Annotated in this window: 25 protein-coding genes; 13 read left to right on the top strand and 12 right to left on the bottom strand. The window is 72.1% G+C overall.

Annotation, left to right across the window (positions count from 1 at the left end):
* Positions 1-11 precede the first annotated feature (11 nt).
* The 6 genes from E1181_RS03900 to E1181_RS03875 all read right to left on the bottom strand — a co-directional run bounded on the left by E1181_RS03900 (position 12) and on the right by E1181_RS03875 (position 9,207).
* Positions 12-1,046: a glycosyltransferase family 4 protein gene (locus E1181_RS03900; RefSeq protein ID WP_132672480.1), complete on the bottom strand. Its 1,035-nt coding sequence runs from the start codon at positions 1,044-1,046 to the stop codon at positions 12-14.
* On the bottom strand, positions 1,036-3,552 hold the full coding sequence (locus E1181_RS03895; protein WP_132672479.1) for a glycosyltransferase: 2,517 nt from the start codon (positions 3,550-3,552) through the stop codon (positions 1,036-1,038). Before E1181_RS03895 ends, E1181_RS03900 begins: the two co-directional genes overlap by 11 nt.
* Before the next feature lie 155 nt (positions 3,553-3,707).
* Positions 3,708-4,910 (bottom strand): NAD(P)/FAD-dependent oxidoreductase, encoded by a 1,203-nt coding sequence (locus E1181_RS03890; RefSeq protein ID WP_235876032.1) that lies wholly within the window; start codon positions 4,908-4,910, stop codon positions 3,708-3,710.
* A 3-nt stretch (positions 4,911-4,913) separates the two neighbouring features.
* Entirely contained in the window at positions 4,914-6,356 is a 1,443-nt protein-coding gene (locus E1181_RS03885; protein ID WP_132672477.1) for an AMP-binding protein, read from the bottom strand.
* The gene (locus E1181_RS03880; protein WP_132672476.1) at positions 6,353-8,230 is read right to left on the bottom strand and encodes a beta-ketoacyl synthase N-terminal-like domain-containing protein; all 1,878 of its coding nucleotides are present in this window, start codon (positions 8,228-8,230) and stop codon (positions 6,353-6,355) included. Before E1181_RS03880 ends, E1181_RS03885 begins: the two co-directional genes overlap by 4 nt.
* 56 nt (positions 8,231-8,286) lie before the next feature.
* Positions 8,287-9,207 carry a glycosyltransferase family 2 protein gene (locus E1181_RS03875; RefSeq protein ID WP_132672475.1) on the bottom strand — a complete coding sequence of 307 codons (921 nt, stop codon included), beginning with the start codon at positions 9,205-9,207 and terminating at the stop codon, positions 8,287-8,289.
* Between the two features lie 56 nt (positions 9,208-9,263).
* On the opposite strand from E1181_RS03875, the gene E1181_RS03870 reads away from it, so the two are divergent.
* The 3 genes from E1181_RS03870 (at position 9,264) to E1181_RS03860 (ending at position 12,553) form a co-directional block, all read left to right on the top strand.
* Positions 9,264-10,355: a glycosyltransferase family 4 protein gene (locus E1181_RS03870; protein WP_132672474.1), complete on the top strand. Its 1,092-nt coding sequence runs from the start codon at positions 9,264-9,266 to the stop codon at positions 10,353-10,355.
* A 173-nt stretch (positions 10,356-10,528) separates the two neighbouring features.
* On the top strand, positions 10,529-11,656 hold the full coding sequence (locus tag E1181_RS03865; RefSeq protein WP_165944511.1) for a glycosyltransferase family 4 protein: 1,128 nt from the start codon (positions 10,529-10,531) through the stop codon (positions 11,654-11,656).
* Between the two features lie 36 nt (positions 11,657-11,692).
* The gene (locus tag E1181_RS03860; RefSeq protein WP_132672472.1) at positions 11,693-12,553 is read left to right on the top strand and encodes a glycosyltransferase family 2 protein; all 861 of its coding nucleotides are present in this window, start codon (positions 11,693-11,695) and stop codon (positions 12,551-12,553) included.
* Between the two features lie 4 nt (positions 12,554-12,557).
* Here E1181_RS03860 and E1181_RS03855 read toward each other — a convergent pair whose 3' ends face one another.
* Positions 12,558-12,926 (bottom strand): hypothetical protein, encoded by a 369-nt coding sequence (locus tag E1181_RS03855; RefSeq protein WP_132672471.1) that lies wholly within the window; start codon positions 12,924-12,926, stop codon positions 12,558-12,560.
* A 184-nt stretch (positions 12,927-13,110) separates the two neighbouring features.
* Between E1181_RS03855 and manB the strand changes: the two genes are divergently transcribed.
* From manB to E1181_RS03835, 4 genes are read left to right on the top strand one after another with little or no spacing between them, the layout of a single operon-like run.
* Positions 13,111-14,211, top strand: coding sequence for a mannose-1-phosphate guanylyltransferase (gene manB, locus E1181_RS03850; protein WP_132672470.1), 1,101 nt, complete (start codon positions 13,111-13,113; stop codon positions 14,209-14,211).
* Between the two features lie 5 nt (positions 14,212-14,216).
* Positions 14,217-15,125, top strand: coding sequence for a DNA-3-methyladenine glycosylase family protein (locus E1181_RS03845; RefSeq protein ID WP_132672469.1), 909 nt, complete (start codon positions 14,217-14,219; stop codon positions 15,123-15,125).
* Positions 15,126-15,157: 32 nt separating this feature from the next.
* On the top strand, positions 15,158-15,415 hold the full coding sequence (locus E1181_RS03840) for a FitA-like ribbon-helix-helix domain-containing protein (protein WP_132672468.1): 258 nt from the start codon (positions 15,158-15,160) through the stop codon (positions 15,413-15,415).
* Positions 15,412-15,810, top strand: coding sequence for a type II toxin-antitoxin system VapC family toxin (locus E1181_RS03835; protein ID WP_132672467.1), 399 nt, complete (start codon positions 15,412-15,414; stop codon positions 15,808-15,810). Before E1181_RS03840 ends, E1181_RS03835 begins: the two co-directional genes overlap by 4 nt.
* 33 nt (positions 15,811-15,843) lie before the next feature.
* Here E1181_RS03835 and E1181_RS03830 read toward each other — a convergent pair whose 3' ends face one another.
* The 4 genes from E1181_RS03830 to E1181_RS03815 form a co-directional block, all read right to left on the bottom strand.
* Positions 15,844-16,377: an NUDIX hydrolase gene (locus E1181_RS03830; protein ID WP_132672466.1), complete on the bottom strand. Its 534-nt coding sequence runs from the start codon at positions 16,375-16,377 to the stop codon at positions 15,844-15,846.
* Positions 16,374-17,723 carry a coenzyme F420-0:L-glutamate ligase gene (locus E1181_RS03825; RefSeq protein WP_132672465.1) on the bottom strand — a complete coding sequence of 450 codons (1,350 nt, stop codon included), beginning with the start codon at positions 17,721-17,723 and terminating at the stop codon, positions 16,374-16,376. Before E1181_RS03825 ends, E1181_RS03830 begins: the two co-directional genes overlap by 4 nt.
* Complete coding sequence (cofD, locus tag E1181_RS03820; RefSeq protein WP_132672464.1) at positions 17,720-18,709, bottom strand: 2-phospho-L-lactate transferase; 990 nt, start codon at positions 18,707-18,709, stop codon at positions 17,720-17,722. The genes E1181_RS03825 and cofD overlap by 4 nt, the downstream gene beginning before the upstream one ends.
* 66 nt (positions 18,710-18,775) lie before the next feature.
* Entirely contained in the window at positions 18,776-19,534 is a 759-nt protein-coding gene (locus E1181_RS03815; RefSeq protein WP_132672463.1) for a site-2 protease family protein, read from the bottom strand.
* A 597-nt stretch (positions 19,535-20,131) separates the two neighbouring features.
* On the opposite strand from E1181_RS03815, the gene E1181_RS03810 reads away from it, so the two are divergent.
* Positions 20,132-20,359, top strand: coding sequence for a WhiB family transcriptional regulator (locus tag E1181_RS03810; RefSeq protein ID WP_145744635.1), 228 nt, complete (start codon positions 20,132-20,134; stop codon positions 20,357-20,359).
* Between the two features lie 173 nt (positions 20,360-20,532).
* Positions 20,533-22,563, top strand: a complete 2,031-nt coding sequence (locus E1181_RS03805) for a hypothetical protein (protein ID WP_132672461.1) — start codon at positions 20,533-20,535, stop codon at positions 22,561-22,563.
* Here the strand turns inward: E1181_RS03805 and E1181_RS03800 are convergent.
* On the bottom strand, positions 22,547-23,020 hold the full coding sequence (locus E1181_RS03800) for a metallopeptidase family protein (protein WP_207922001.1): 474 nt from the start codon (positions 23,018-23,020) through the stop codon (positions 22,547-22,549). The two genes, E1181_RS03805 and E1181_RS03800, sit on opposite strands and share 17 nt — an antisense overlap.
* Before the next feature lie 205 nt (positions 23,021-23,225).
* Here E1181_RS03800 and E1181_RS03795 point away from each other — a divergent pair, with 205 nt between their 5' ends.
* From E1181_RS03795 to E1181_RS03780, 4 genes are all read left to right on the top strand, one after another.
* Positions 23,226-23,585 (top strand): DUF3499 domain-containing protein, encoded by a 360-nt coding sequence (locus tag E1181_RS03795; RefSeq protein WP_207918411.1) that lies wholly within the window; start codon positions 23,226-23,228, stop codon positions 23,583-23,585.
* Between the two features lie 104 nt (positions 23,586-23,689).
* Positions 23,690-25,039 (top strand): phosphomannomutase/phosphoglucomutase, encoded by a 1,350-nt coding sequence (locus E1181_RS03790; RefSeq protein WP_132672460.1) that lies wholly within the window; start codon positions 23,690-23,692, stop codon positions 25,037-25,039.
* A gap of 58 nt (positions 25,040-25,097) precedes the next feature.
* A complete protein-coding gene (locus E1181_RS03785) occupies positions 25,098-25,313 on the top strand; it encodes a Trm112 family protein (protein WP_165939659.1) in 216 nt (71 codons plus the stop codon).
* Positions 25,314-25,320: 7 nt separating this feature from the next.
* Positions 25,321-26,400, top strand: a complete 1,080-nt coding sequence (locus tag E1181_RS03780) for an SIS domain-containing protein (RefSeq protein ID WP_132672459.1) — start codon at positions 25,321-25,323, stop codon at positions 26,398-26,400.
* The last annotated feature ends 5 nt before the right edge of the window (positions 26,401-26,405 follow it).

Raw genomic sequence — 26,405 nt, 5'->3', positions numbered from 1 at the left:
GGAAGGTTCCCCTACGCCACGGCGCGCAGGTAGGCGGCATGGGTCCGGCTCGCGCAGTGCTCCCAGCTGAAGCTCTTCGCGTGCGCGCGACCGGCTTCGGCATCCGGGGGAGCGGCCAGTGCGCGGCGCAACGACTCGCGCAGCGCGGCCGGGTCCTCGGCCGGTGCGAGGACCGCGTGCGAACCGGCGACCTCGCGCAGCGCGGGGAGGTCCGAGCACACCACCGGCACCCCGCACGCCAGCGCCTCCAGCACCGGCAACCCGAAGCCCTCGTCGCGCGACGGCAGCACCAGCGCGCTCGCCCCGGCCACCAAGCCGCGCAACTCCTCGTCGGCGAGGTAGCCGGTGCGGATCACCCCGTCGGCCTCGCCCGCCGCACCCGGGCCCGCGATGACCAGCGGCGGGAGGTCCGGAGCGAGCGCCGATCGCAGCACGTCGAGGCCCTTGCGCGGGCCCTCCGCGCCGACGAACAGCAGGTATTCGGGAGGAATCCGATCACCTGAGGCCGGTGCCGCCGAGAACCACTCGGGATCGACCCCCAAGGGCGTGACCGCCAGCTTCTCCGGCGAGACGTCCAGGCGCTCCGCGACCCGGTCGGCCATCGCCGCCGTCGGCGTGCACACCACGCGGGCCCGCTGCGCCGAAAGCCGCACCAGCGCGGGCAGATCCTCGTCGGCCAGCGAAGGATCGTCCAGGAACGCCAGGTCGTGCACCGTCACCACACCCGCCGCGCGCACCGACGGGGGCAGCACGAAGTTCGTCCCGTGCACCACGTCGACCGCCCCGGACAGCAGCTCCACCGGCGGGAAGCGCCCACCCCGCCACAACATCCGCAGCGCGCGAGCCGGAATCGGCGGCCCCACCACGTGAGTCCCGGCCGGTGCCTCGGTGCGCAACCGGCGCCACCCCCGCGTGCTGAAGCCGATCAACCGAACGTCCACATCGGACGCCAACGCCGCCACCAGCGACGCCGTGTAGCGGCCGATGCCGGTGCGCGGCCCCAGCAGCGGTGTGGCGTCCAGCAGAACCCGCAGGTCAGCGGCCACGGAGTCGTTCCCCGGCGATGCGCCGCAACCGGCCGGTCGCGCGCTTGGCGACCTCGGCGGGACCACCGGCGTCGAGGTACTCCCGCAGCAGCGACAGATCCCGGCGCACCGTCTCCACCCGTCCCGGCTGCGCGGTGCGCACCAGCGGCGCGGCGGCGGTGAGCCGGTCGGCGGCCGGACGCGGATCGCGGCAGAACGACGTCAGCGGCGAGAGCACCGCCTCCCAGGTGAAGCGCTCGCGGACCGGCTCGATCCGGCGACGGCACTCGGCGGCGAACTCCGCGTCGTAGAGGACCTTCTCCAGGGCGTCGGCGAGCGCCTCGGGATCCTCGGCGGGCACCACGACGCCGATGCCCTCGCTGCGCACCAGGTCGGCGAACGAATCACCGTCGGTGGTGATCACCGGCAGACCCGACCACAGGTAGTCCAGCACCCTCGTGCGGAACGCGAAGGTCGTCTCCACGTGCTCGAAGTGCGTGGTGACACCGCAATCGGCGTCCAGCAGGAAGTTCTGCCGCTCCTGGTAGGGAACCCAGGTCTCGTTGAAGAACACGAACTTGCCGGTCAGGCCGAGCCGCTGCGACAGCGCCCGGGTCTGCCCGGCCATGCCCATCTCCGGCACGTCCGGGTTCGGGTGCTTCATGCCCAGGAAGAACAACCGCACGTCGCTCCGCCGCTGCGCCAGCCGGTCGATCGCGCGCAGCAGGGTCAGCGGGTCGAACCAGCTGTAGACGCCACCCGCCCACAGCACGACCTTGTCGTCCGCCGAGATCCCCGGCCTGGTGCCCTTGATCGCGGGCGCGGTGCGGCGCGGAGCCACCGACGGCAACCCGAACGGAACCACCGACAGCAGCGACCGCACGGTCGGATCGTTGTCGTAGAGGCCCGGCGTCAACCGGCCCAGCGAAGCCAGGTGCCCGAGCCAGAAGTGCCGCTGGCGCTCCGAGGCGCACAGGAAGAAGTCACCGCGCTCCAGCTGCGCGTTGAGCACCTTGGTGACACCGGCGAGGTCCTTCGCGCGGCGCTCGTCATCGGAATCCCGGCCCTGCTCCAGCAGTTCCAGGTGCATCGGGTCGTAGACGTCGCAGACCACGATCTTGGTGGAGTCCACGCGCTTGAGCGCGGGCACCATCTCCAGGACGTGCCCCTGCAGCACCACGATGTCGGCCCACTCGACGTGCTCGCCCAGCTCGCGCGGCTTGGCGGCCAGCACCTCGAACTCCGACTCCGGCGGATCCACCCGGGCGTTGACGCTGACCAGCCGGACCTGGTGCTCGGCGGCCAGCACCTCGGCCATGTGCCAGGCGCGGATCGCGGGACCGGCCATCCGCTCGGTGACCGCGTCGCCGGTGATCACCACGATCTTGCGCGGCCGGCCGAACACCTCGTCCAGCTCGAACGCCTCCACCAGCGCCTCGTGCGCGGCCAGGTAGCGGGGCAGCGGGTAGGCGGGCTCCATCGCCTTGCGCATGAGCGGCAGCAGGTCGGCATCGGTGCGCACCCGCTCCCGCTGCTCCTGCTCGCGGGAGAGCTTCAGCGACGGGAGCAGCTCCACGAACTGGTCGATGGCCAGCATCCCCGCCAGCGCGGAGCGGTCGATCGGCACCGGCGAGTCGTCCTCGGCCTCGCCGCGCCGCGTGATCTCCAGCTGCGTCGGGTCGATCTCGCCGCGCGCCGTGGCCCGCCGCACCGCCAGCGCCATCGCCGCGGGCAGCGCCTTGGCGAGCGTCTCGTCGGAGACGTTCTTGTACAGCGCGGCCAGCGCGTTGCGCTCCAGCAGGTAGTGCTCGCGGGAGGAGGCCACCTCGGCCATCGACGCGTGGTGGCGGTGGAAGGTCAGCGACCTCGGCTCGTAGCGGACCCGCCAGCCGCGCAGGTTCAGCCGCCAGCCCAGGTCCACGTCCTCGTAGAACATGAAGAAGCGCTCGTCGAAACCGTCCAGCGCCGCGAACAGCTCGGCCCGCACGAACAGCGCCGAGCCGGTGCCGAACAGCACGTCGCGGGCCGCGTCGTGCGAACCGTCGTCGAGCTCACCGGCGTGCCGCTTGTAGCCCATGCCGAACCAGGTGAGGCCGCCGTCGACGAAGTCGACGCGCTCGCCGTCCCAGTCCAGGACCTTGCTGGCCACCGCGCCCACGGTCGGTTCCGCCCGCAGCACCTCCACGGCCGCCCGCGCCCAGCTGCGGTCCGGACGGGCGTCGTTGTTGAGGAACGCCAGCACCTGCCCGGTCGCCTCGCGCGCGGCCAGGTTGCAGCCACCGGCGAAACCGGTGTTGCTCGCCGACTCGATCAACCGCACCTCGGGCACGGCCTCGCGGATGCGCTGCGCGGAGCCGTCACCGGAGGCGTTGTCGACGCACAGCACCTCCAGCTTGTCGGCCGGGTAGTCCAGCTCGTCGCGCACCGCGCGCAGGCAGGTGATGGTGTCGTCCGCGCCGCGGTAGTTCACGACGATCACGGAGACGACGGGAAGGTTCGCTTCGACCACGCCCCAAGCCTGCACCATCGCGAGGCCGGGCCGCCCAGGTGTTCGGTCAATTCGGTCGCCATGACCTGCCACGGCGGCCGCTCGCGCCTCGCCGAGGGGCGGTTCCGGCCCGAACTGTCCGGGCATATCAGACATCGATCATGGCCGGTTCGGACCACGAACCGCCCCTGTCCTCACCTCGGTCCCCGGCTGAGCAGCTCCCGGAGCCTCGGGGTGTACAGCGCCGTGATGTCGGCGGCGCCGGCGAAGGCGTCGAAGTAGATCGACGTCAGCTCCTCGTCCTGCTGGATCGCGCGCAGCAGATCCAGCCGCTGCTCGTTCGGCGGCGTCATCCGCGCCACCGACAGCGTCGCCGCGTAACCCGAGGCCGAGGTGCTGTCGCGCTCGGCCGCGAACCCCCGCAACGCCGCGTCCAGCCTCGCCGGCGAATCGAGGAATCCGCTGATGTGCCTGGCCAGCGACTCGGCCTGGATGAACGCGTCGCTGATCCCGCGCGCGGTGATCGAGTCCTTGTGGTGCCCGGCATCGCCCACCAGCACCCAACCCGGACCGGCCGCCTCGCGGAAGAAGTTCTGCTGATCACCCGACCCCCGCAACCGCTCCACCTGCTCCCCGCCCTGCAAGCGCTCGTGCAGCTCAGGTGCGGTCTCCCGGACGCGGTCGAGGTGGGCGCGCTGCGCGTCGGCGCGCACCGAGCGGAACCGCGACTGCGGGAAGTAGGTCAGCACCAGCGTCGCGTGCCCGTGCGTGGGCGTGGCCGCCACCCAACTGCCCGGCGACTCGTAGATCTCCAGATCCGCGGGCACACCCGTCCAGTACGAGTAGTAGGCGCAGGTCAACCGCTCGTCCCAGGTCGTGAACCCGGCACCGGCGTGCGCGGCCACCGACGAGCGCATCCCGTCCGCGCCGACCACCAGCGACGCGCGCTCGGTGAACTCCACGCCCCGGTGCTCGCCGCGCACCCCCACCACCCGGCCGCTGTCGTCCCGCAGCAACCCGGTGACCCGGCACTTCTCCCGCAACTCAGCGCCCGCCGCCACGGCCGACCGCGCCAGCAGCTCGTCCAGCACGAAGCGGCGCGGCGCGTACCCCGCGCGCTGCCCGGCCACGCCCCGCCCGCACCCGGCCAGCCGCACGTCGGAGACCTGGTAGCGGGCGTGCCGCAGCGGCGGGCAACCGGTGGCGCGCAACTCGTCCAACAACCCCCACCGCGCCAGCGCGGCCACGCCCGGCTGGTGAATGACGTGGGTGGACACGGTGTCTGAGGGGAACGTCCCGCGCTCCAGCAGCAGCACCCGGTGGCCCGCGCGGGCCAGCAGCATTGCGGTGGGCGACCCCGCGCAGCGGGCACCCACGACGATCGCGTCGAACATCATCCCTCACAGTTCGAGTTCGGTGCGCAGCGCCCGGCGGTCGAGCTTGCCGTTGGCGTTGAGCGGAAGTCGGTCCAGCACCGTGATCCGGCGCGGCAGCATGTACGACGGCAGCCGGTCCCGCAGACCCGCCTGCAGCGCGTCGGGATCGCAGTCGCCCCCGACGGCCGCCACCAACTCCGGTTCGCCATCGGTCGGCACCGCCAGCACGATCGCGTCCTTCACCCCCGGCAGCGCGCGCAACGCGGCCTCGACCTCGCCGAGCTCGATGCGATGCCCGCGCACCTTCACCTGCTGATCGGTGCGACCCAGGTGCAGCAGCACACCGTCGGCGACCGTCACCAGATCCCCGGTCCGGTACCAGCCGCCCGGCGCGAAACGGCCCGCGTCGTCGGCGGGATCGAGGTAACCCGCGAACCGCTGCGGCCCGCGCACGCACAACTCGCCGCGCGCCGCAGGCCTGCCGGTGGGATCCAGCACCCGGAACTCCAGCGAGGGGAAGCACTCTCCGATCGGAGCGACCCCGTTCGGCGTGCTCGGCCACTCCGACACCTCGCGCGGCAACCGGTGGCCGGTGCAGGCGATCGTCAGCTCCGTCGGCCCGTAGAGCACCTCGACATCGCTGTTCGGCGCCGCTCGCTTCCAGCTCCGCAACGCCTCCATCGGCACCGCCTCACCGCCGAAGATGCTGCACCGCAACGTCGGCATCGCCCCCGGCCGCAGCGTGCCGAGCCGCTCCGCGAAGGAGATCAGCGACGGCACCGAGAACCAGTGCGTCAACCGCAGCGCGTTGACCGCGCGCACCGGTGACAGCAACGCTCCCGCGCGCGGCACCACCAGGGTCCCGCCCTGGCCGAGGGTGACGAACATGTCGTGCACCGAACCGTCGAAGGTCAGCTCGAAGTTCCCCGAAACCCGGCTGCCCGGCCCGATCCCGTACCGCGCGGCGACCTCCGTCAGGTACGCGTCGAGGTTGCCGTGCGAGATCGGCACCGCCTTCGGCGTCCCCGTCGACCCCGACGTGCAGATGACGTAGGCGATGTCGTCGGGTCCGACGGGCACCTCCCGCGCCCGCCCGAAGGGCTCGTCCCTCCCGGCGCGCAGCACGGGAACCTTCCACTCACCCCGAGCCCCGGACTCCTCGGTGAGCACCAGCTCGACACCGGCCTTGGCCACCAGTTCGCGGATGCGCTCCGGCGGGTGCTGCGGGTTCAAGGGCACCACCGTCGCACCGGCGCGCAGCACCGCCAGGTAGCCGGCGCAGGCGAGCACCGAGCGGTTGGCCAGCAACCCGACCCGCTGCGGGGCACCGGCGCCGTGCAGGCGCGCCGCCAGCCGCTCGACCAGTTCGCGCAGCTCCGCGTAGGTCAGGCTGGCCCCGTCGACCTCCAGTGCCGCCTCGTCGGGGAACTGGGCGGCGGCCCGCTCGAACCACGTGAAGACGTTCATCGCCGAACCTCCGTCAGATCTCTCGCCCAGCGGCACAGGTCCCGCACGGTGCGCAGCGCCGCCAGCTCCTCCGGATCGACCTCGCGCCCGGTGCGCTGCTGCACCTCCACCAGCAGCTGCAGCTTCGCCAGCGAATCGATGCCGATGTCGGCCAGCGCGGAATCCTGGGCGAACGCGGTGCGCGCGTGCTTGCCCAGCAACCACTCCGCCGGATCGTCACCGGCCGGCTCCTCGCCCGGCCACAAGCGGCGCGTCTGCCACGGGTACGTCGGCAGCGGCACGTGACGTCCGGGCCCGAACAGCCCGTCCCGGTCCACCGCTTCGGAACCGAGGAACCGGTCCAGCTCCGGCGTGCTGTCGGTGGTCAGCGACTCGACGAGCTCCCGGTGCGTCGCACCGATCGCCACCGCGCGGTGCTCGAAGCGGGTGCGGCGCAACGCCGCGCTGCGGCAGATGTCGCGCACCGGGAACTCCGCGCCCGAACCCGACAGGTGCTCGACGTAGGCGCGGGTGAGGTCCGCCAGCGCTTCCGGAGTGCGCGCGGACAGCACCAGCGGCCAGCGCGTTCCGTCGTCCGGCGTGCGCGGTTCGTGCTCGGCGCTGCGCAGCACCACGTGGGCGTTGAGCGCCGACGACCCCTGCGCGGACACCCCCGCGATCGCGCGCGAGGGGATGTCGGTGAGCACCTGCGGGATCGACAGGCCCGACCAGTCCACGTCGGTGCGTGGAAGCCCGGCGTGCAGGCTCGCGGGCACCTTGCCGTTCTCCAGGCACAACGCGGCCTTGATCAGCCCGACCAGACCGCCGGCGGCCTCGGCGTGCCCGAGGTTGGACTTCGCCGAGCCGACCAGCAGCGGCCGGTCCGGTGATCGGGAGGTTCCCATGAACCGGCCCAGCGCGGTCAGCTCCAGCGGATCCAGCAGCGGTGAGCCGGACCCGTGCGCCTCCACGAAGTCCACCTCCGAAGGCTCCACGCGCGCGTCCCGGTAGGCCCAGCGCAGCACGTCCAGCTGCCCGTCCAGCGACGGGTTGAGCACCGAGTCGCTGCTGCGACCGTCGTTGCCCACCGCGCTGCCGGCGATCACCGCGCGCACCCGATCTCCGTCTGCCAGCGCCGCTTCCCACGGCTTGAGCACCACCACCGCGACCGCGTCGGAAGGCGCGTGACCGTCGGCGTCGGCGCTGCCGAACCGGCTGCGTCCGTCCGCCGACATGGCCCCGGCGTGCGACATCATCACGGCCTCGTCGGGCCGCAGCGGCAGGTTCACCCCCGCGACCACCGCCGCCGGGATCTCCCCGGACCGCAGGCTCTGCACCGCCTGGTGCACCGCCGTCAACGCCGACGAGCACGCGGTGTCGACCACGACGCTCGGACCGCGCAGGTCGAAGAAGTGGGAGACCCTCGCGGGCAGCAGTGAGCGAACGTTTCCCAGCTGCGTCGCCGTGGCGGAGGAAAGGCCCTGCTGGAGGGCGGATTCGAGGAAATCGGCCCGGGAGTTGCCCACGAACACGCCGGTTCGGGATCCGCGCAACCGCTCCGGGACGATTCCGGCGTCCTCGAACGCCTCCCACGCGCACATCAGCAGCAGCCGCTGCTGAGGATCGAGCGAGGTTGCCTCGGCCGCGGACATGCCGAAGAAGTCGGCGTCGAAATCGGCGATTCCGTCGACGAACCCGGCCCGGCAACCGGCGAGACCGCCGGGCCCGGAAGAACGCAGGGCCGCCGCGTCGTAGCGGTCAGCGGGGGTGTGCGCGGTCGCGTCGACGCCGCCGCACAAAAGTTCCCACAGCCCGTCGGGATCGGTCGCCCCGGGAAGCCGGCAGGACATCCCCACGATGGCGATCGAGCGCTGGTGAACTCCAGTCGTAGTCATGCCCCCGAAGTGTGCGCAGGCCGCTTACAACCGCCTTGCACAGCACTGACGTCCGCTCACCGGCCCGCCCAGGCCTCCCACACCTCGCGGCGGGAAACCCGCGCCATCCGGCCGATCCGGCGACGGGCGCGCAGCGTCGCGGGCAGCAGCGAGGAGACCTTCACCAACACCCGCAGTCGCAGACCGGCCCGCAGGTTCGGCGGGCGATGGGGCAGATCGCGCCACGGCAGGAGCAGCGTGATGGCCGCGAACCTCGCCACTTCGCGGACCGCGACCCCGGTGGGCGCGCAGCGCAGCAGGGTAAGCAGGCGGTTCCCCTCGTTCCAGCGGTGGAACAGCGCCGAACCGGGCCGGGTGCTGGCCCCGTGCAGGTGCGTGGCGGTCGCCTCCGTGCCCACCACGTCGAAACCCGCCAGCCGCAGCCGCCACGCGGTGTCGGTGTCCTCGTAGTAGCAGAAGAAGTCGGCCGGAACCCCTCCCACCTCGCGCAGCACGTCGGTGCGCAGCAACGCCGCCCCGCCGCAGAAACCGAAGACCGCGCCGGTCCCGGTGGCGTCCGCGCCGTGCCCGTCAGCGGTCAGCCGCACCCCCGTCGACTGCACACCGCCGTCCGGCGTCCGCAGCACGGACGTGGCCGCCGCGGCCGTCGCGGTGGCAGAAAGGTTCCCCTCCACCACCTCCAGCCAGTCCGCGGACGGGGCGGCGTCGTCGTTGAGCCAGGCGACGAAGGGCGTGTCGACCTCGGGCAGCGCTGCGGCCAGGCCGCCCGCGTAGCCGACGTTGCGCGGCAGCCGCAGCACCTCGATCTCGGGACGGGCGGCGAGCAGTTCGGCCGTGCCGTCGTCGGAGGCGTTGTCCACCACCAGCGTCCGGTGCGGACGCGACTGCGCGGCCAGCGCCTCCAGGCAGGCGTCGATGTGGGCCCGGCCGCGCCACGTGATCACGATGACCGTGGTGCGCACCCCGTCTGATATCACCGGGGAAACCTAGCGTCACGCATCGGCGGGTTTCCAGCGCGTGCGAAGCTGAGCGCGTGCCCGAGCTGGTTGCCATCGCCGAGCAGCTGCTGGCCCCGGTCCGCGGCGGCACCGGCCGCTACACCCGGGAACTGCTGCGCGCCCTCGCCGCCACCGCACCCGACGGCTGGACGGTGACCGGTGCGATCAGCCGCAGCGGCGATCCCGAGCAGGCCCGCGTCCCCGGCGTCGCGGGCCCCCGCGTGCTGCCGCTGCCGCGACGTGCGCTGATCGCCGCGTGGGAACGCGGCGTGCCGCTGTGGCCGGGCGGCGACACGGTGCACGCGATGACACCGCTCGCCCCGCCCCGTCGTCGCGGGCGCGGCCTGGTCGTCACCGTGCACGACACCGTCCCCTGGACCCACCCGGAAACCCTCACCCCGCGCGGAGTCGCCTGGCACCGGCGCACGATCACCAGAGCCGCCGGTCACGCGAACGCCCTGGTGGTGCCCACCCGCGCCGTCGCCGAAGACCTGGCCGGTCGAGTTCCGCTCAGCTCCGAACCCCGGGTGGTCCCGGAGGGCGTGACACCCGCTCTGCTGGCCGAACCCGCACCCGCCACCCGACTCGACCTCCCGCCGGAGTACCTGCTGGCCATCGGCACCATCGAGCCGCGCAAGGGCTACCAGCACCTCATCCGCGCCCTCGCCGAACCGAACGCTCCCGACATCCCGCTGCTGATCGTCGGCCGCCCCGGCTGGGGAGACCTCGACCTCCCCGCGCTCGCGGCCGACACCGGGTACCGCCGCCTGCGGGTGCTCACCGACGTCACCGACGGCGAGCTCTCCGCGCTGCTGCGCGGCGCCACGGCCCTGGTCGCGCCGAGCCTCGCCGAGGGCTTCGGCCTGCCGCTGATCGAAGCGATGGCGCTCGGCCTCCCCGTCGTCCACTCCGACGCCCCAGCGCTGTCGGAGGTCGCCGGCGGTGCGGGAGTGGAAGTCCCCCGAGCCGACCCGCCCGCGATGGCGGCCGCGTTGCGCCGCATCGCCGACGACCCGCAGCGCAGAACCGACCTCGCCGCCGCAGGGCCCCGCAGGGCGGCCGAGTTCACCTGGGAACGAGCGGCCCTCGACATCTGGGAACTGCACCGCGACCTCGTCGGTGGCTGAGAGGTTTCCCTCCTCCCACCCGGACCGACGATCAGGTTGCGAGCCGGCGAACGGTGACCGAAAGGTTCCCTTGCTCACAGCGGCTGCCCCTCGCTCCCACATTTTTCACGTACTGGGCACGAAGCCGTGAACCTTCGCCGTACTCTTTCCTGGTGCACAGAGGTGAACCGCACATTCTGATCGACGCCACCGCGGTCCCCGCGGACCGAGGCGGCGTCGGGCGGTACGTCGATTCCCTGCTCGCCGCCCTGGATTCGGACGGCGCGCGGGTCACCGTGGTGTGCCAGCCGCGCGACGCCGCTCTCTACGCGACCCTCGCGCCGAACTCGCGGATCGTCCCGGCCGCCGAGGCGGTCGCGACCCGGACCGCGCGGTTGACGTGGGAGCAGACGACGCTGCCGGTGCTGGTCAACAGGCTCGGCGTCGACGTGCTGCACTCGCCGCACTACACGACGCCGCTGGCCAACCCCGCCGCGTCGGTGGTGACCCTGCACGACGCCACGTTCTTCACCAACCGCCGCGTGCACTCGCCGGTCAAGGCCCGCTTCTTCCGGGCGTGGACGCGGGCCGCGCTGCGCCGCGCCGAGATCTGCGTGGTGCCCAGCCAGGCCACCGCCGCCGAGCTCGCGCGCACCGTCGGAGCGGACCGCAACCGCATGGCGGTCAGCTACCACGGCGTCGACCCGGACCGGTTCCACCCGCCGACGCCCGAGGAGATCGAGGTCGTCCGCGACCGCCTGAACCTCTTCGACCAGCCCTACGTCGCGTTCCTCGGTGCCCTCGAACCGCGCAAGAACGTCCCCGCGCTCATCCGGGCCTTCACCCAGGCATGCCGGGGACGCCGCGACGAGGCCCCCGCGCTGGTGCTCGCCGGGCAGCCCGGCTGGGACACCAAGGTCGAGCGGGCGCTGGAATCGGTGCCGCACCGGATCCGGGTGATCAGGGCCGGGTACCTGCCGTTCGGCGAGCTCGCCGGATTCCTCGGCGGTGCGCGGCTGGTGGCCTACCCGAGTCTCGGCGAGGGCTTCGGGCTGCCGGTCCTGGAAGCGATGGCCTGCGGTGCACCGGTGCTGACCACCCGCAGGCTGAGCCTGCCGGAGGTGGGCGGTGACGCCGTCGCCTACTGCGGCGTCCGGCCCACCGACATCGCCGCCGGCCTGCGCGAACTTCTCGACGACCCGGCTCGCCGCTCGGCCCTGGCCGCTGCCGCGCAGCTGCGGGCCAAGGAGTTCACCTGGGGCGCCTGCGCGACCCAGCACCGCGAGGCCTACGCCCGCGCCCACCACGCCAGCACCCGCTGATCCGGTGGCGACCGCGTTGCAGCAGAATGTGACGGCGTGACCAACGCGCGCACCTACGGCGACGAGCTCGCCGTCGTCACCGTGACCTACTCGCCCGGCGAAACGTTGCAGCGCTTCATCGACACGCTGGACAAGGCCACCGAGCGCCCGGTCCGCGTGATCCTCGCGGACAACGGTTCGCAGGACGGCGCGCCGCAGCAGGCCGCGCAGCAGCACGCGAACGTCGAATTCGTGCCGACCGGCGGCAACCTCGGGTACGGCGGGGGAGCCAACCGCGGCGTCGCCGCGCTCGGTCCGGAGTACGGCTGGGTGGTCATCGCCAACCCCGACCTGGAGTGGGGCGCGGGATCCCTCGACGAGCTGATCGCGGCGGCCGGGCGCTGGCCGCGCGGTGGTGCTTTCGGCCCGCTGATCACCGAGCCCACCGGCGAGGTCTACCCGTCGGCTCGGCTGTTGCCGTCGATCGGTCGCGGTGTCGGGCACGCGCTGTTCGTCAAGATCTGGCCCGGCAACCCGTGGTCGCGCGCCTACCGCCAGTCGGACTCCGGCAGCGGTGAACGCACCGCCGGGTGGCTGTCGGGATCGTGCCTGCTGATGCGGCGCGAGGCGTTCGACTCCATCGACGGGTTCGACCCGCGCTACTTCATGTACTTCGAGGACGTCGACCTCGGCGACCGGCTGGGCAAGGCCGGCTGGCTCAACGTCTACGTGCCGGACGCCGAGATCATGCACATCGGCGGTGCCTCGACCTCGCAGGTGTCCAAGCGGATGCTCACCGAGCACCACCGCTCCGCCTACCGCTACCTCGCCGACCGGTACCAGGGCCTGAAGTGGGCGCCGCTGCGCCTCGCGCTGAAGCTCGGCCTGACCGCGCGCGCCAAGATCCAGGCGCGCTGATCGCCTAGTACTGCTGCGGGTACTGCTGGGTGGGCTGCGACCCGAGCGGTCCGAACTCGTTCGGACCGCGCTGCGACTGGTACGGGTTGGGCGGCATGCCGTGCTGCTGCGGTTGCCCGTAGTCCTCGGTCGGCCACCCGGTGTGCGGGTCGGCGGTCGGGAACTGCGGCTGCTGCTGCGCCTGCATCTGCTGACCTGCGGCGGGCAGCATGTTCGTGTCGGTGTCCGCGCCCGCGCTGTTGACGATGTCGCGCGGGATCCGCACGGTGTTCGCCGCGTCCATCGGTGACGTGGCGTTGTCCGGTGTGACGACGAACGCGCCGCGTGCCCGCGCGCGAGCAAGTGCTTCGTCGGCTCGGAGGCGCGGGTCCATGTGGATGCCCTCTCAGTCGTTCGCAGTCGGTGGTGCCGAACCTGGCACAAAACCAGGTGTGGCGTTGAACCGGGCACGTCCATCGGGCACGGGCCCAGTGTCATTATGCCGTTGCCACTGCCAGAGTATTCCCCCCAATGGGTTTTCGTCATTGATCTAGGTCAGGTAGAGGAGGACGACGCCGATGTCCGCGGATGCGCAGACCCCGGCCGAACCGCGCCCGAAGGCGGAAGCGGTCGTGCTGGTGGGCGGTCGGGGGGTCCGGCTCCGGCCTTTGACCCTGTCCGCACCGAAGCCGATGTTGCCGACCGCCGGGGTGCCGTTCCTGCGCCACCTGCTGTCCCGGATCCGCGCGATCGGCATCGAGCACGTGGTCCTCGGCACCTCCTACAAGGCGGAGGTCTTCGAGGAGCACTTCGGTGACGGATCCGACCTCGGCCTGCACATCGAGTACGTGGTGGAGTCCGAACCGCTGGACACCGCGGGAGCCATCCGCAACGTCGCCGACCGGCTCACCGCCGACGACGTGCTGGTGTTCAACGGCGACATCCTCTCCGGCGTCGACCTCGCCGAGCTCCTCGACACCCACCGCGACACGGCGGCCGACGTCACCCTGCACCTGGTGAAGGTCGACGATCCGCGCCGCTTCGGCTGCGTGCCCACCAACGCGGACGGGCGGGTCACCGACTTCCTGGAGAAGACCGAGAACCCGCCGGTCGACCAGATCAACGCGGGTTGCTACGTCTTCCGAAGAGAGGTGATCGACAGCATCCCCAACGGCAGACCGGTGTCGGTCGAGCGCGAGACCTTCCCCGAACTGCTCGCCTCCGGAGCCCGCGTGCAGGGCTACGTCGACGCGTCGTACTGGCTGGACATGGGAACCCCTGCCGCGTTCGTGCGCGGCAGCGCGGACCTCGTCCTGGGCAACGCCCCGTCCGACGCGCTGCCCGGCCCGACCGGGCAGGCGCTGGTGCTCACCGGAGCGAAGGTCGCCGAGGACGCGGTCGTCGACGCGGGCAGCACCGTGGGGGAGAACTGCGAGATCGGTTCCCACGCCCACGTCAGCGCCTCGGTGCTCTTCGAGGGCGTGACGGTCGAGGACGGCGCGGTCGTGGAGCGCTGCGTGGTGGGAGCCGGTGCGCGGGTCGGTGCGGGGGCCGTGCTGCGCGACGTGGTGATCGGTGACGGCGCGACGGTCGGTGCCGACTGCGAGCTGCTGGCCGGGATCCGGATCTGGCCCGGCGTCGAGCTTCCGCCGAACGGAGTACGGTTCTCGGCGGATTGAGCGATATGAACGAACCCCTCACCCGTGACTGGCACCACGACTACCCGCTGGACCTGGTCCGCGTCCTGTCGCCGCTGCGGCGCGGCAGCGGTGACCCGACGACCCGCGTCGAGCCGGGCGAGCTGTGGTGGGCCAGCACCACCACCGACGGCCCCGCGACGCTGCGCCTGCGTCGTGCGAGCGGGGGAACCGTTCGCGCATCCGCGTGGGGCCCGGGAGCCGAAGCGGTGCTGGCGGGAGTTCCCGACCTGCTCGGCGCCTCCGACGACGACAGCGGGTTCGCCCCCGCTCACGACGTCGTGACGCGAGGGGTGCGGGCGGCGTCGGGCATGCGGCTGTGCTCGTCGGGCCGGGTGTGGGACGTTCTCGTCGCCGCGATCCTGGAGCAGAAGGTCACCAACCGGGAGGCGTGGCGCTCGTGGCGGGAGCTGTGCCGCCGCTTCGGCCACCCCGCACCCGGGCCGGTGGAGAAGCTGTGGACGGCGCCCGATCCGCGGCAGGTCCGCGAGATCCGGGACTGGGAGTGGCATCGCGCGGGCATCGACGGAGCCCGTCGCCGCACCCTGCTCGCGGCGGCCTCGTCGGCGCGCAGCCTGGAGAAGGCCGTGGTCCTCCGCGGTGAGGCGGGCCGGGACCTCCTGCAGAAGATCCCCGGCATCGGCCCCTGGACGGCGGCCGAGGTCGCGCAGCGCGCCTGGGGTGACCCCGACGCGGTCAGCGTGGGTGACTTCCACCTGCCCACGATCGTCGGCACCGCCCTGGTCGGCCGGCCCCTCGACGACGAGGGGATGCTCCGAGCGCTGAGCCCCTACGAAGGCCACCGCCACAGAGCGGTCCGCTACCTCGCCGCGGCAGGCGTCCACCGCCCCCGCTACGCCCCGCGCTTCCCCGTGCGCGACTACCGGGCGTTCTAGCCATGACTGCATTATGACTCTATAATGAAGTCATGGCTGTTCTGACGATTCGCAACGTTCCCGAAGAAGTAAGAGAGTTGCTCACCCGGGCCGCAAAGCGGAGCGGTCAGTCCTTGCAGGCCTACCTGCTGGCTGTGCTGGAGCGTGAGGCGCGGTTCTCGCGCAACGCTGAACTGGCGGACATGGAGCCTGTTGGTGGCGGGTTGTTGAGCATGGACGAGATCGTTGATGCGGTCCGCGCTGCCCGTGGTGAGGCTCCAGGGGGCGATGGTCGGGCGGGTGTTGCGTGATCGTCGTCGACACTTCCACCCTGGTCTCGTTCTTCCTCGGAGCGAACCACAGCGGGCCTCAGGTCCGGAAACTCCTCGGGACGCACACTAGCTGGGCAGCGCCCCCGCATCAGCCAGTCGAGATGCTCAGCGTGCTGCGGGGTCTGGTCGCGGGCGGAAAGATCTCTGCGATGCACGCGGAAGACGTCCTCGGCAGGTGGGCGGCGACGTTCATCCAGGAACTCCCGTTCACCGCGGCGGTCAGGGGAAGGGTCTGGGAACTGCGTCACAACCTTTCCTCTTACGACGCTGCGTATGTTGCCGTAGCGGAGCTGAACGAACTGCCCCTCGTCACGGGTGACAAGCGGCTGGCCGCTGCCCCGGGGATTCGATGTGAACTCCGGTTGGTGCAGTGACTCGGCCTTGGCCCCGCAAGCGTTCGAACGGAGTCAGCCGGCCATCGCCGCGGTGAGCAGCGGGCCGAGGTCGGTGTTCTCCGGCGGGGTCGTCAGGGGCCACCAGCGCAGGTCGAGGGATTCATCGCTGCGGGTGGGTTCGGCGCCGGCCGGGGCGCGGACGACGTAGCGGACGTCGAAGTGCCGGGTCGGCTTGCCGAGCGAGCAGGTGATCGGGTGGACGTCGAGGTGCACCGGCTCCGGATCGACCACCAGACCGGTCATCCCGGACTCCTCGGTGGCCTCGCGCAGCGCCGCACCGGTGAGGGTGTCGTCCTCCGGCTCGCAGTGCCCGCCCAGCTGCAGCCACCGGCCCACGCGGGGGTGCAGGGTGAGCAGCACGTTGTCGCCCGCCGAGTCCAGCAGCACCGCCGAGGCCGTGACGTGCCCGGGCTCGCAGGCGCGCAGGCAGGCGTCCTCGCGGGCGTCGAGCAGCGTGAGGAATGCCTGGCGCAGGGCTTCTTGCTGCGGGTCGACCGGGCGCCAATCGCCCAGCACCCGCGTCGCGTCCGCGTGCGGTCCGCTCACAGCTCCACCAATCCGTCGTCGAGGTCGCGCGGCGGTCGCGGGCCCTCGGCCGGGGTCGCCGGGTGGCCGACCGCGACGGCGCCGAGGGGCTCCCAGTTCTCCGGCAGGTCCAGGGCTTTGCGGACCACGTCGGCGCAGAACATCGTCGAGGAGACCCAGCAGGAGCCGAGCTCCTCGGCGGCGAGCGACACCAGGAGTCCCTGCACCGCGGCGCCGCCCGCGACGGTGAACATCTGCCGCTCGGCGTCCGATCGCGCCTCGTCCGGGTAGGTGTGGGCGCCCTCGCGGACCAGGAACGGCAGCACCACTTCCGGCGCCGCGTAGAGCAGGTTCCCGCGGTTGACCCGGCGCTGGGCTGCCTGCTCGGACAACCCGTCGCCGCGCAGGTCCTCCAGCCACGCGGTGCGCATCGCGTCGAGCAGCTTGACCCGCAGCGGCCGATCGCGCAGCCACACGAAGCGCACCGGGCGCGTGTGGTGCGGAGCGGGAGCGGTCAGCGCCGCCCCGACCGCGCGCCGCAGCGATTCCTCCGCCACCGGGGTGTCGGCGAACTCGCGCACCGAGCGGCGCACCAGCACGGCTTCCCGCCGTCCCCGCGCGATCGCCTCGGCCGTTCCCAGGTGGAAGAGGTCCTCCTCGACCGGCCGGGCGAGGTCTCGCGCCGTCGAACCGTCGTCCACAGTGGTCAGTCCGCGCACCACGGCGACCGGGATGCCGCCGAGCTTGCCCTTGACCAGGTCCGCCGCACCGGCGATCTCGTCGGCGATCGCGACCTCGGTGACGGCCAGCTCGTTGCCCTGCGCGTCCGTGCTGCCCGCGTAGCGGTGCAGCACGGCCAGCCCGGCGGAGCCGATGGCCGCATCGGTCTGACCGACCCGCCAGGCCCGGCCCATCGTGTCGGTCACCACCACGGCGACCTGCACGCCGAGCCGCGCGGCGATGCCGTCCCGCAACCGGCGCGCGGAGGCGTCCGGGTCTTCCGGGAGCAGCGCGATCTGGTCCTGCGCGACGTTCGAGGCGTCCACGCCGGACGCGGCCTGCACGATGCCGAGCTTGTTCTGCGTGATCAGCGTCCGGCCCTTGCGGGCCAGCACCGACGTGGCCTCCGACAGCACCAGCTCGCGCCGCAGCGCGTCGCGCTCTTCGGGGTCCTCGGGCGCGGTGATCATCCGGCCCTCGACCTTCGACACGATCTTGCTCGTGACGACGAGGACGTCACCGCCGCTCAACCAGGGAGCGGCCGCCGAGATCGACGCCGCCAGGTCGTCCCCCTCGACGAACTCCGGCAACCCCGTCACCGCGAACAGCTGCAAGCCCCCGGTCGCCGCGTGATCCCTGGGTGTCATGCCTTCTCCGAAGCGAGGTCGAACGCCGCCCGCGCCATCGCGGCGGTGGCGTCCACATCGGACATCAGCAGCGGCACCGAGCGCACCGTCACGCCGGGCACGTCGGCGGTGTCGTCGCTGTGCACCAACCATCCGTCCAGGATTCCCTCGGCGTCGCCGCGCGCGCCGTAGTGGCGGCCGACGGCCTCCGCCGAGGTCTCCACGCCGATCGCGCTCAAGCACGCGTCGGCCATCCCGCGCAGCGGCTTGCCGCCGATGATCGGCGACAGGCCCACCACGGCGGCCTTCGTCTCGCGCAGCGCGGTGCGGAAACCGGGCACCGCCAGCAGCGTTCCGATGCTCACCACCGGGTTCGACGGGGCCAGCAGCACCACGTCGGCCTGCGCGATCGCGTCCAGCACCTCGGGGGTCGGCTTGGCCTCGTCGGCGCCGACCGGCACGATCGCGTGCGCCTCCGGCTCGGAGCGGTAGCGCACCCACCACTCCTGGAAGTGCACCGCCCGGCTCTCACCGGTGTCCGGGTCGTCGATCGCCACGTGCGTCTCGACCCTGTCGTCGGTGACCGGCAGCAGCCGAACCCCCGGCCGCCAGCGGTCGCACAGCGCCTCGGTCACCGCCGACAGCGAGTAGCCCGCGCGCAGCATCCGGGAGCGCACGAGGTGGGTGGCGATGTCGCGGTCGCCGAGGCCGAACCAGGTCGGCCCCGCGCCGTAGGCCGCGAGCTCCTCCTTGACCGACCAGGTCTCGTCGACCCGGCCCCAGCCCTTGGCGGTGTCGATGCCGTCGGCGAGCGTGTACATGCAGGTGTCGAGGTCAGGACAGACCCGCAACCCGTGCATCCACACGTCGTCGCCCACGTTGACCACCGCGGTGATCTCGTGTTCGGAACTCTCCGCCTCGCCGATGGCGGGCAGCCCGAGCGCCGCCTTGACTCCGAGCAGGAAACGGGCGCCACCGACGCCGCCGACCAGAACTACGACCTTCACACCACCGATCCTCGCACGCCCCTCCCCGGCGAGGTCTGTGAACCCGGACGCTCCCGGTCAGTGGACTCAGAGGCCGCCGAAGATGCTCCGGAAGAAGGTCTGCCCCAGCGAGGTCATCGCGGAGTCCCCGCCGACCAGGTCGAACACGAAGTAGGCGAGCTCGAAGAACCAGCTGCCCACCAGCGGAACACCGATCAGCAGCAGGAACAGCACGAGCGGAGCCCACGGCCTGGCCTTCTCGCCGAACCGCCGCGCCGGCGCCGACAGCCACGGCTCGATCGCGCCGTACCCGTCGAGACCGGGAACCGGCAGGATGTTGAGCACGAAGGCGATCACCTGCAGGAAGGCCAGGTAGGACAGTCCGGCCGTCAGCCCGATCGGCATCGGGACCAGGGCGATGATCGTCGTCAGGATCAGACCCAGCACGAGGTTCGTCAGTGGTCCCGCCAGCGAGACCATCGACTCGACCCTGCGGCCCCGCAGCGCGCCGTGGTTGATCCACACCGCGCCGCCGGGGAGGGGGATGCCGCCGATGGCCACGAAGATCAACGGCAGGATGATGCTCAGCACTGGATCGGTGTAGCGGCGCGGGTCCAGCGTCAGGTAGCCCTTCGAGCGCACCGACCAGTCACCACCGCGGTAGGCGGTGGCCGCGTGCCCGAACTCGTGCAGGCACAGCGAAACCGCCCAGCCGCCCAGCACCAGCAGGATGACGCCACTGGTCAGGGCGGTGGTGTTGGTGAACGTCGTCAGAACACCGCCGAGCGCGGTGACGGCGACGATGCCGAGGAACAGCGGGCTGACCCGCGCGGCGGAGGTAGTCACGGTCCAAGTCTCCACGACTCGCCGTGCGCGTGTTGATCGGTTTCGGACAGCGGTGATCGATCGGGGGTGGTATTAATGATCTTGGCGCAGCGCGATGCGCCGTACGGACCACTGGCCCTGTGCTGAACGCGCGGGTCTGGTTGGGGCGGCCGGACCTGGGGATCCGCAGATCCGGATGTCCCCCTACGGATGGTCCCGGCTTGACCGCAAGGAGCTACACGGGTGTAATCACAGCAGTGTCATTCGCTGCTGAAACCGAACACCTCGCTGCGGCGCGGTGGTCATTTCGGCGGTCGGCCGGGAGCGGGAGAACCCGGCCGGACACGAGGTCGATCGGCACGTCGCCGGCAGTGAGAGGGCGGCGGTGTGAGCGGTCGGCGACGGCATCGCCGTCGATGCGTTCTGGTCCCGGCATCGGGACCGGAAACCTGCGAGCAGGAGTGCGTCCTGTTCCGGTCCTGGGGAGGGCCGGCGGGATAACGGGGAGAAATCGGGGGAGTCATGTGGGAATCAGGAGATAGCCGTCTCGCGGAGCGCGGGGACGCCACCGCCACCGCAACGGTCGCGGAGTTCGACGCGCTGGCCGAGCTCTTCGAGATGGAAGAAGAGCAGGAGTGGCAGGAGCGCGCGCTGTGCGCGCAAACCGATCCAGAAGCGTTCTTCCCGGAGAAGGGCGGATCCACTCGCGAGGCCAAGCGCATCTGCGCCGGCTGCGAGGTCCGCTCCGAATGCCTGGAATACGCGCTGCAGCACGACGAGCGCTTCGGCATCTGGGGCGGTCTGTCAGAACGCGAGCGCCGCAAGCTCAAGCGCCGCGCGGTCTGACCGGCTGTTTCCGCGCTCGCCCCGAAGCGGTGCGAGCCGCGAAAGTGGTCTTCACGTCCGTCGCGTCCGCTCCGCGAAGGCAACGAGAGGTCGTCACACCCAGTCCGCTGGACGTTCCGCGTGCATTACCGTTCGGGCCGTAGTGGTTCGGACGAGCGGGAGGACCAGCGCGGGTGGACGAGCCGTCGAAGTCGCGGTTGCAGGGCCTGAAGTCGTTGCGCCGCTTCGTCTTCGAGCGAAGCGAGCAGACCGAGCAGCCGACGCCGTCACCACGCGAGTCCGCGGACGACGCCCCGGCCACCGAGGAAACCCCGGAGCCGGTCCGCCGCTCACCGCGCGAGCGGGCGCTGTCGGCGCTGCGCTCGCCCGGAACCGCGATGACCGCCGTTCTCGTCGTTTTCGCGCTCGTCAACGCGCTGATCGCGAACCGGTTCGGCGGAACCCTGGCCGGCGGCCGGTTGTTGCCGACCGCTGATCTGGCCACCACCTGGAGCGACTACCTCAGCGCGTGGCACGCCGTCGGCGGTGGCACCGGTTCGCCCGCGTCGCCCTCGCTGGTCGTGCTGGCGCTGCTGGGATCCGTCCTAGGTGGACCGTCGGTCGTGGTCGCCGCGCTGATGCTCTTCGGCGTGCCGCTCGCCGGGCTGAGCGCGTACCTCGCCACCAGCGCGATCGACGCCTCCCCGCTGCGCCGCGCCCTGGTCGCCGGCGCCTACGCGCTGCTGCCGGCCGCCGCGATCTCGGCCGGGCAGGGACGGCTCGACGTCGTCGTCGCGCACGTGCTGGTTCCGCCGCTGCTGGCCGGGATCGCCGCGGTCATCCGCCGCTCCGACGCCCAGTGGCTCGGCACCGCCGGCCTCACCGCGTTCGGCCTCGCCGTCCTCGGCGCCTTCGCGCCCGCGGTGCACCTGTCGCTGATCGTGCTGGCGCTGCTCGCGCACGTGCTCGTCCCCGGCAACGGCCTGCGCGGACGCCGCCGCGCCGCCGGACTCGTCGCGCTCGTGCTGCTGTCGGTGGCCTGCCTGCTGCCGTGGCCGGTGCTGCTGCTCAACCACCCCGAGGTCCTGGTGCACGGGCTCGGCGCCCGCCTCGTCGAGCAGCCCGCGTCGGTGCTGCTGGCCACGCTCAGCCCGGACGGCTCGGCGGTGGGCGCGCTCGGCGTGCTGCTGGTGCTGGCCGCGATCCTGGCGCTGGCGATCTGCTGGGACGCCCGGATGCTGGCCGGTGCCGGAGTCGCCCTGCTCGGCTGGTTGGCGGCCGTCGTCATCGGGACGGTGTCCACCGAACCGCTCACCGGCGGCGTCGCGAGCCCCGGCTGGACGGGCGGCCCGCTGGTGCTGGTCGCCGCCGGATGCGCCGGGATCGTGCTGTTCGCGAAGATGCCCGCGCTGAACTGGAAGATCACCGCGCCGGTGCTGGCGGTCGGGCTGCTCGCGCTGGGCGGTGCCTCGGCGATCGGCAGCGCTTCGGGCCCGCTGCGGGTCCACCAGGACGCTCCCGCGACCGGCACCCGGTTGGTGCTGGAGCCGGGACCGCAACCCGCCCGGCTGATCACCGGCAGCGGTCCGCGCTTCGGCGACGACGACCTCGCCCCGGCGGGCACCGCCGCCGACTGGCTGCGCCAGGTCGACGAGGACCTGCGCAGCGACGACAGCGCACGGGTCCGCCGAGCGCTGGCCGCCGTCGCCGCCCGCGGCGCCGACCACGTGATCGTCCCGGCGGACTCGCGGCTGCCCGAACTCGCCTACGACATGGTCGTCGACGACGGCCGCCTCACCGGCCCCGGCCGCGAGCTGCGGCTGCTGCTGCCCGCGACGCCGGTGAAGCTCGTCGGCCCCGACCTGTCCAGGCAGGCCCAGACCGAACCCGGCCCGGCCCCGGAAGCGCGCCCGCTGCCGGTGGACGCCGAGCTGCCGTCGTTCACCGTGCGGATCTCCGAGGGCGGGACCGGGCGCGCGCTGGTGCTCGGCGCCGAGAACGAGCCCGGCTGGTACGCCACCGTCAACGGCAAGCGCGTCCCGCTGGCCACCGCCTGGGGCCACCAGGTCGCCGTGCCGCTGCCGCAGCAGACCGCCGAGGTCCAGGTCGGCTACACCGAGCTCCCGCGCACCACGCTGCTGGTGGTGCAGGCGGCGGTGGTGCTGTTCACGGTGATCGCGGCGATCCCGGGGAGGCGCCGCAAGGGCGTCACTGCCCCTCGATGACGTCCGGGTCCAGGCCCAGGTAGGTCGCGACCTGCTCGACGAGGACGTCGTGCAGCAGGTCGGCCATGTCCGTGCCGTCGCGAGCGCGGGCTTCCAGCGGTCTGCGGTAGAGCACGATGCGGGCGCGCGTGGGCAGGCCGCGCTTGTCCACGCCTGCCGGGACGAGCCTGGCGAGCGGGACGTTGGCGTCGACGACCACGTCGTCGTCCCAGGTCACCTTCTCCGGAGCGGTGTTGCTGATCTCCGGTACCTCGTCGACGGCCACATCGAGCTGGGTCAGTTCGGCGTGCCAGCGCTGCTCGATGGGTTCCAGCGCTTCCAGCACCAGCGCGTCGAAGCGCTGCGAACGGCTGCGCGAGACCGGGACCGAGGAGGGGTACAGCGGTCCGCGCAGGCCACGGCCGCGCCGATCCCGCCGGTAGCGGGTTCGACGCCGAGATCCACGTGCGGTCACCACGGGCTGAGGGTACGCCCTCGGCAACCCGGGCCGGGACAACCCGCACGGGGATTTCCGGTGGTGATCGCGACCGCCTGTTCGCCGAAAGCAGACACCCCCTCAACTAGGCGGGAGGCAGGGTGGAAACTGGTGTTCGGCGTGGCTCGTGAAAGAGATTCCGCGTGCCTGCGCCGCGAGGTGGACAGGAGGCGCTATCGTGCGTGGCGTGCGGAGCGTGAGGCGGTGCTCGCGGACCGGGTGTGTCAACCCGGCCGTCGCCACGCTCACTTATGCCTATGCGGACTCGACCGCGGTCGTCGGACCGCTGGCCACCTATGCCGAGCCGCACAGCTACGACCTGTGCGAGGCGCACGCGCTGCGGCTCACCGTTCCCAACGGCTGGGAGGTCGTCCGGCACGAAGGCGAGTTCGCGCCACCGACCCCGTCGGATGACGACCTGACCGCGCTGGCCGAGGCCGTGCGCGAAGCGGGCAGACCGGACAGGCCGGTGGAACCGCAGGTCAGCGCCCCGGGAGCAGGTCGCCGCGCGCATCTGCGGGCGCTGCCCGACCCCGTGGACGAGTGAACAGATCGTGACGAACAGCTCTGGTCAAACCGGATGCTGCCAACGACGTGCCGATCGCCGGTAGGCTGCCAACCACGTTGGTTGGGAACCGGGGAGGGTGCAGCGTGCGGGACCTGTCGGGGATCGTCAAGGCTTACGACATCCGCGGAGTGGTCGGCGAAGGCATCGATGCCGACGTCGTGCGGGAGATCGGAGCGGCGTTCACCAGACTGGTCGGCGGACCGGCCGTGGTGATCGGCCATGACATGCGGGACTCCTCGCCCGGCTTGGCGCAGGCGTTCGCCGAAGGCGTCACCGGCCAGGGCGTCGACGTCATCAACATCGGGCTGGCCAGCACCGACATGCTCTACTTCGCCTCCGGCAAGCTGGAGCTGCCGGGCGCGATGTTCACCGCCAGCCACAACCCGGCCCAGTACAACGGCATCAAGCTCTGCCGCGCGGGCGCGGCGCCCGTCGGCCAGGACAGCGGCCTGTCCGAGATCCGCGAACTGGTCGGTCACGGGGTGCCGGAGTTCCTCGGCGCCAAGGGGTCGACCAGCCAGCGCGACATGGTCGCCGAGTACTCGGCCTACTTGCTCGACCTGGTGAAGCTGCGCGACATCCGCCCGCTCAAGATCGTCGTCGACGCCGGCAACGGCATGGGCGGGCACACCGTGCCCACCGTGTTCGCCGACCTGCCGGTCGAACTCGTGCCGATGTACTTCGAGCTCGACGGCTCCTTCCCGAACCACGAGGCCAACCCGCTGGACCCGGCCAACATCGTCGACCTGCAGGCCAAGGTCCGCGAGGTCGGAGCGGACGCGGGTCTGGCCTTCGACGGCGACGCCGACCGCTGCTTCGTGGTCGACGAGCGCGCCGAACCGGTCACCCCGAGCGCGATCACCGCGCTGGTCGCCGCCCGCGAGCTGGCCAAGGAGCCCGGCGGGACGATCATCCACAACCTGATCACCTCCAAGGTCGTGCCGGAGATCGTCTCCGAGCTCGGCGGCAAGCCGGTGCGCACCCGCGTCGGCCACTCGTTCATCAAGCAGACGATGGCCGAGACCGGGGCCATCTTCGGCGGTGAGCACTCCGCGCACTACTACTTCCGCGACTTCTGGCGCGCCGATTCCGGGATGCTGGCCGCGCTGCACGTGCTGGCCGCCCTCGGAGGCCAGGACGCGCCGCTGTCGGAGCTCATGGCCGACTACTCCCGCTACGAGGCCAGCGGCGAGATCAACTCCACGGTCGACGACCAGCAGGCCCGCTTGCGCGCCGTCGCCGACACCTTCGGTGACCGGAATGGCGCTTCTGTCGACGAGCTCGACGGGCTTACCGTGGAGCTGTCGGACGGATCGTGGTTCAACCTGCGCCCGTCCAACACCGAACCGCTGCTCCGGCTCAACGTCGAGGCGAGGGACACTGAGGCCATGACCGCGCTGCGCGACGAGGTGCTCGCGGTCATCCGCGGATGAACCGGCGTCGACACTGATGAGCGACACTCGCCGAAGCGCGCGAGTTGGGGAGGAAATCGTGGCCGTTGACCTGGAAGCGCAGTTGCTGGAGATCCTGGCCTGCCCGTGCGAGCAGCACGGCGCGCTGCGGCCCGGCTTGGCCGACGACGCGCAGGCCGACTACCTGACCTGCGCTTCCTGCGGCCGCGGTTTCCCGGTGCGGGACGGCATTCCGGTGCTGTTGCTGGAAGAGGCCGTCGGGGGCGGGTCTCCCGGCGGCGCCGGGGAGGGGTGAAGCGCCGGTGCTGGACGACAGTCTCCTCGACGACCCGGCCAGGCTGGCCGACGTCGATTCCGGCGGCCTGCTGAGGTTGGCCGCGCTCTCCGGCGCGCAGGTGCGCGCTACCGCCGAAACCGCGGCCGAAGCCGGCCTCGACGAGCTGGCCGACGGCCGCCCGCGCGCGGTCGTGCTGCTGACCAGGCCCGGCGTGTCCACGAGCGTGGCGAACCTGCTGGTCGCTCTGACCGGAGCCCGCTGCCCGGTCCCGGTGGTGATCTCCGACGAGCTGCCGTCCTGGGTGGGTGCGCTGGACGTCGTGTTCGCCCACACCGACGACGTCGGTGATGTCGCGCTCGCCGAATCCGTGGCCACCGCCTGCCGCCGCAGCGCCAGCGTCGTGCTCGCGGTGCCCTCCGAAGGTCCCGTCGCCGCCGCAGGCGCGGGCCGCGCGAAGACCCTGGTGCCGCGCGTGCCGGTGCCGCCCGCGCTCGCCTTCGCCTACGTCTTCGCCGCCGGGATCAGCACCTTCCGCGCCCTGGGCCTGCTGGACTTCGACACCGACGAGCTCGCCGAGGAGCTCGACCGGGAGGCCGAGCGCGCCCACCCCGGACACGAGTCGCTGAGCAACCCGGCCAAGTCGCTCGCGCTGCGGATGGCCGACCGCACCCCGCTGCTGTGGGGCCTGTGTCCCATCGCCGCCGCCGTGGCCGGTCACGGTGCGTTCGCGCTCGGCGCGCACGCGGGTGTTCCCGCTCACGTCGCCGAGTACCCGCACGCGGTCGTGCAGCGCGCGCTGCACCGCGCCGCCGCTTCCGCCGGCTCCGAGGCCGACATCTTCGCCGACCCCGAGGACGAGCCGGGGGCGCAGCTGAGGGCCTTGCTGATCAGCACGCGCCACAACGACCAGGGGGAGGTGTTCGAACGGTCCGCTGCGCGGGACCTGCCCGGTGCCGACGTGGTCGTACCGGGGGACACGGTGCGCGCCGACCCGCTGCTGCGCGCAGCGGTCCTGGCCGCCCGGTTCGACCTGGCCGCCGTGTACCTGGGCCTGGCCGCGGGCACCCTCAACGGCCCGGGCTGGCCGGCCCTGGCCATGAGCTGAGGCGA

Origin of the sequence: Saccharopolyspora terrae, assembly GCF_004348435.1 — a bacterium.
Taxonomy (GTDB): domain Bacteria; phylum Actinomycetota; class Actinomycetes; order Mycobacteriales; family Pseudonocardiaceae; genus Saccharopolyspora; species Saccharopolyspora endophytica.
Note: the sequence above shows the minus strand (reverse complement) of the source record. Positions and strands in the feature narration are given on the sequence as shown.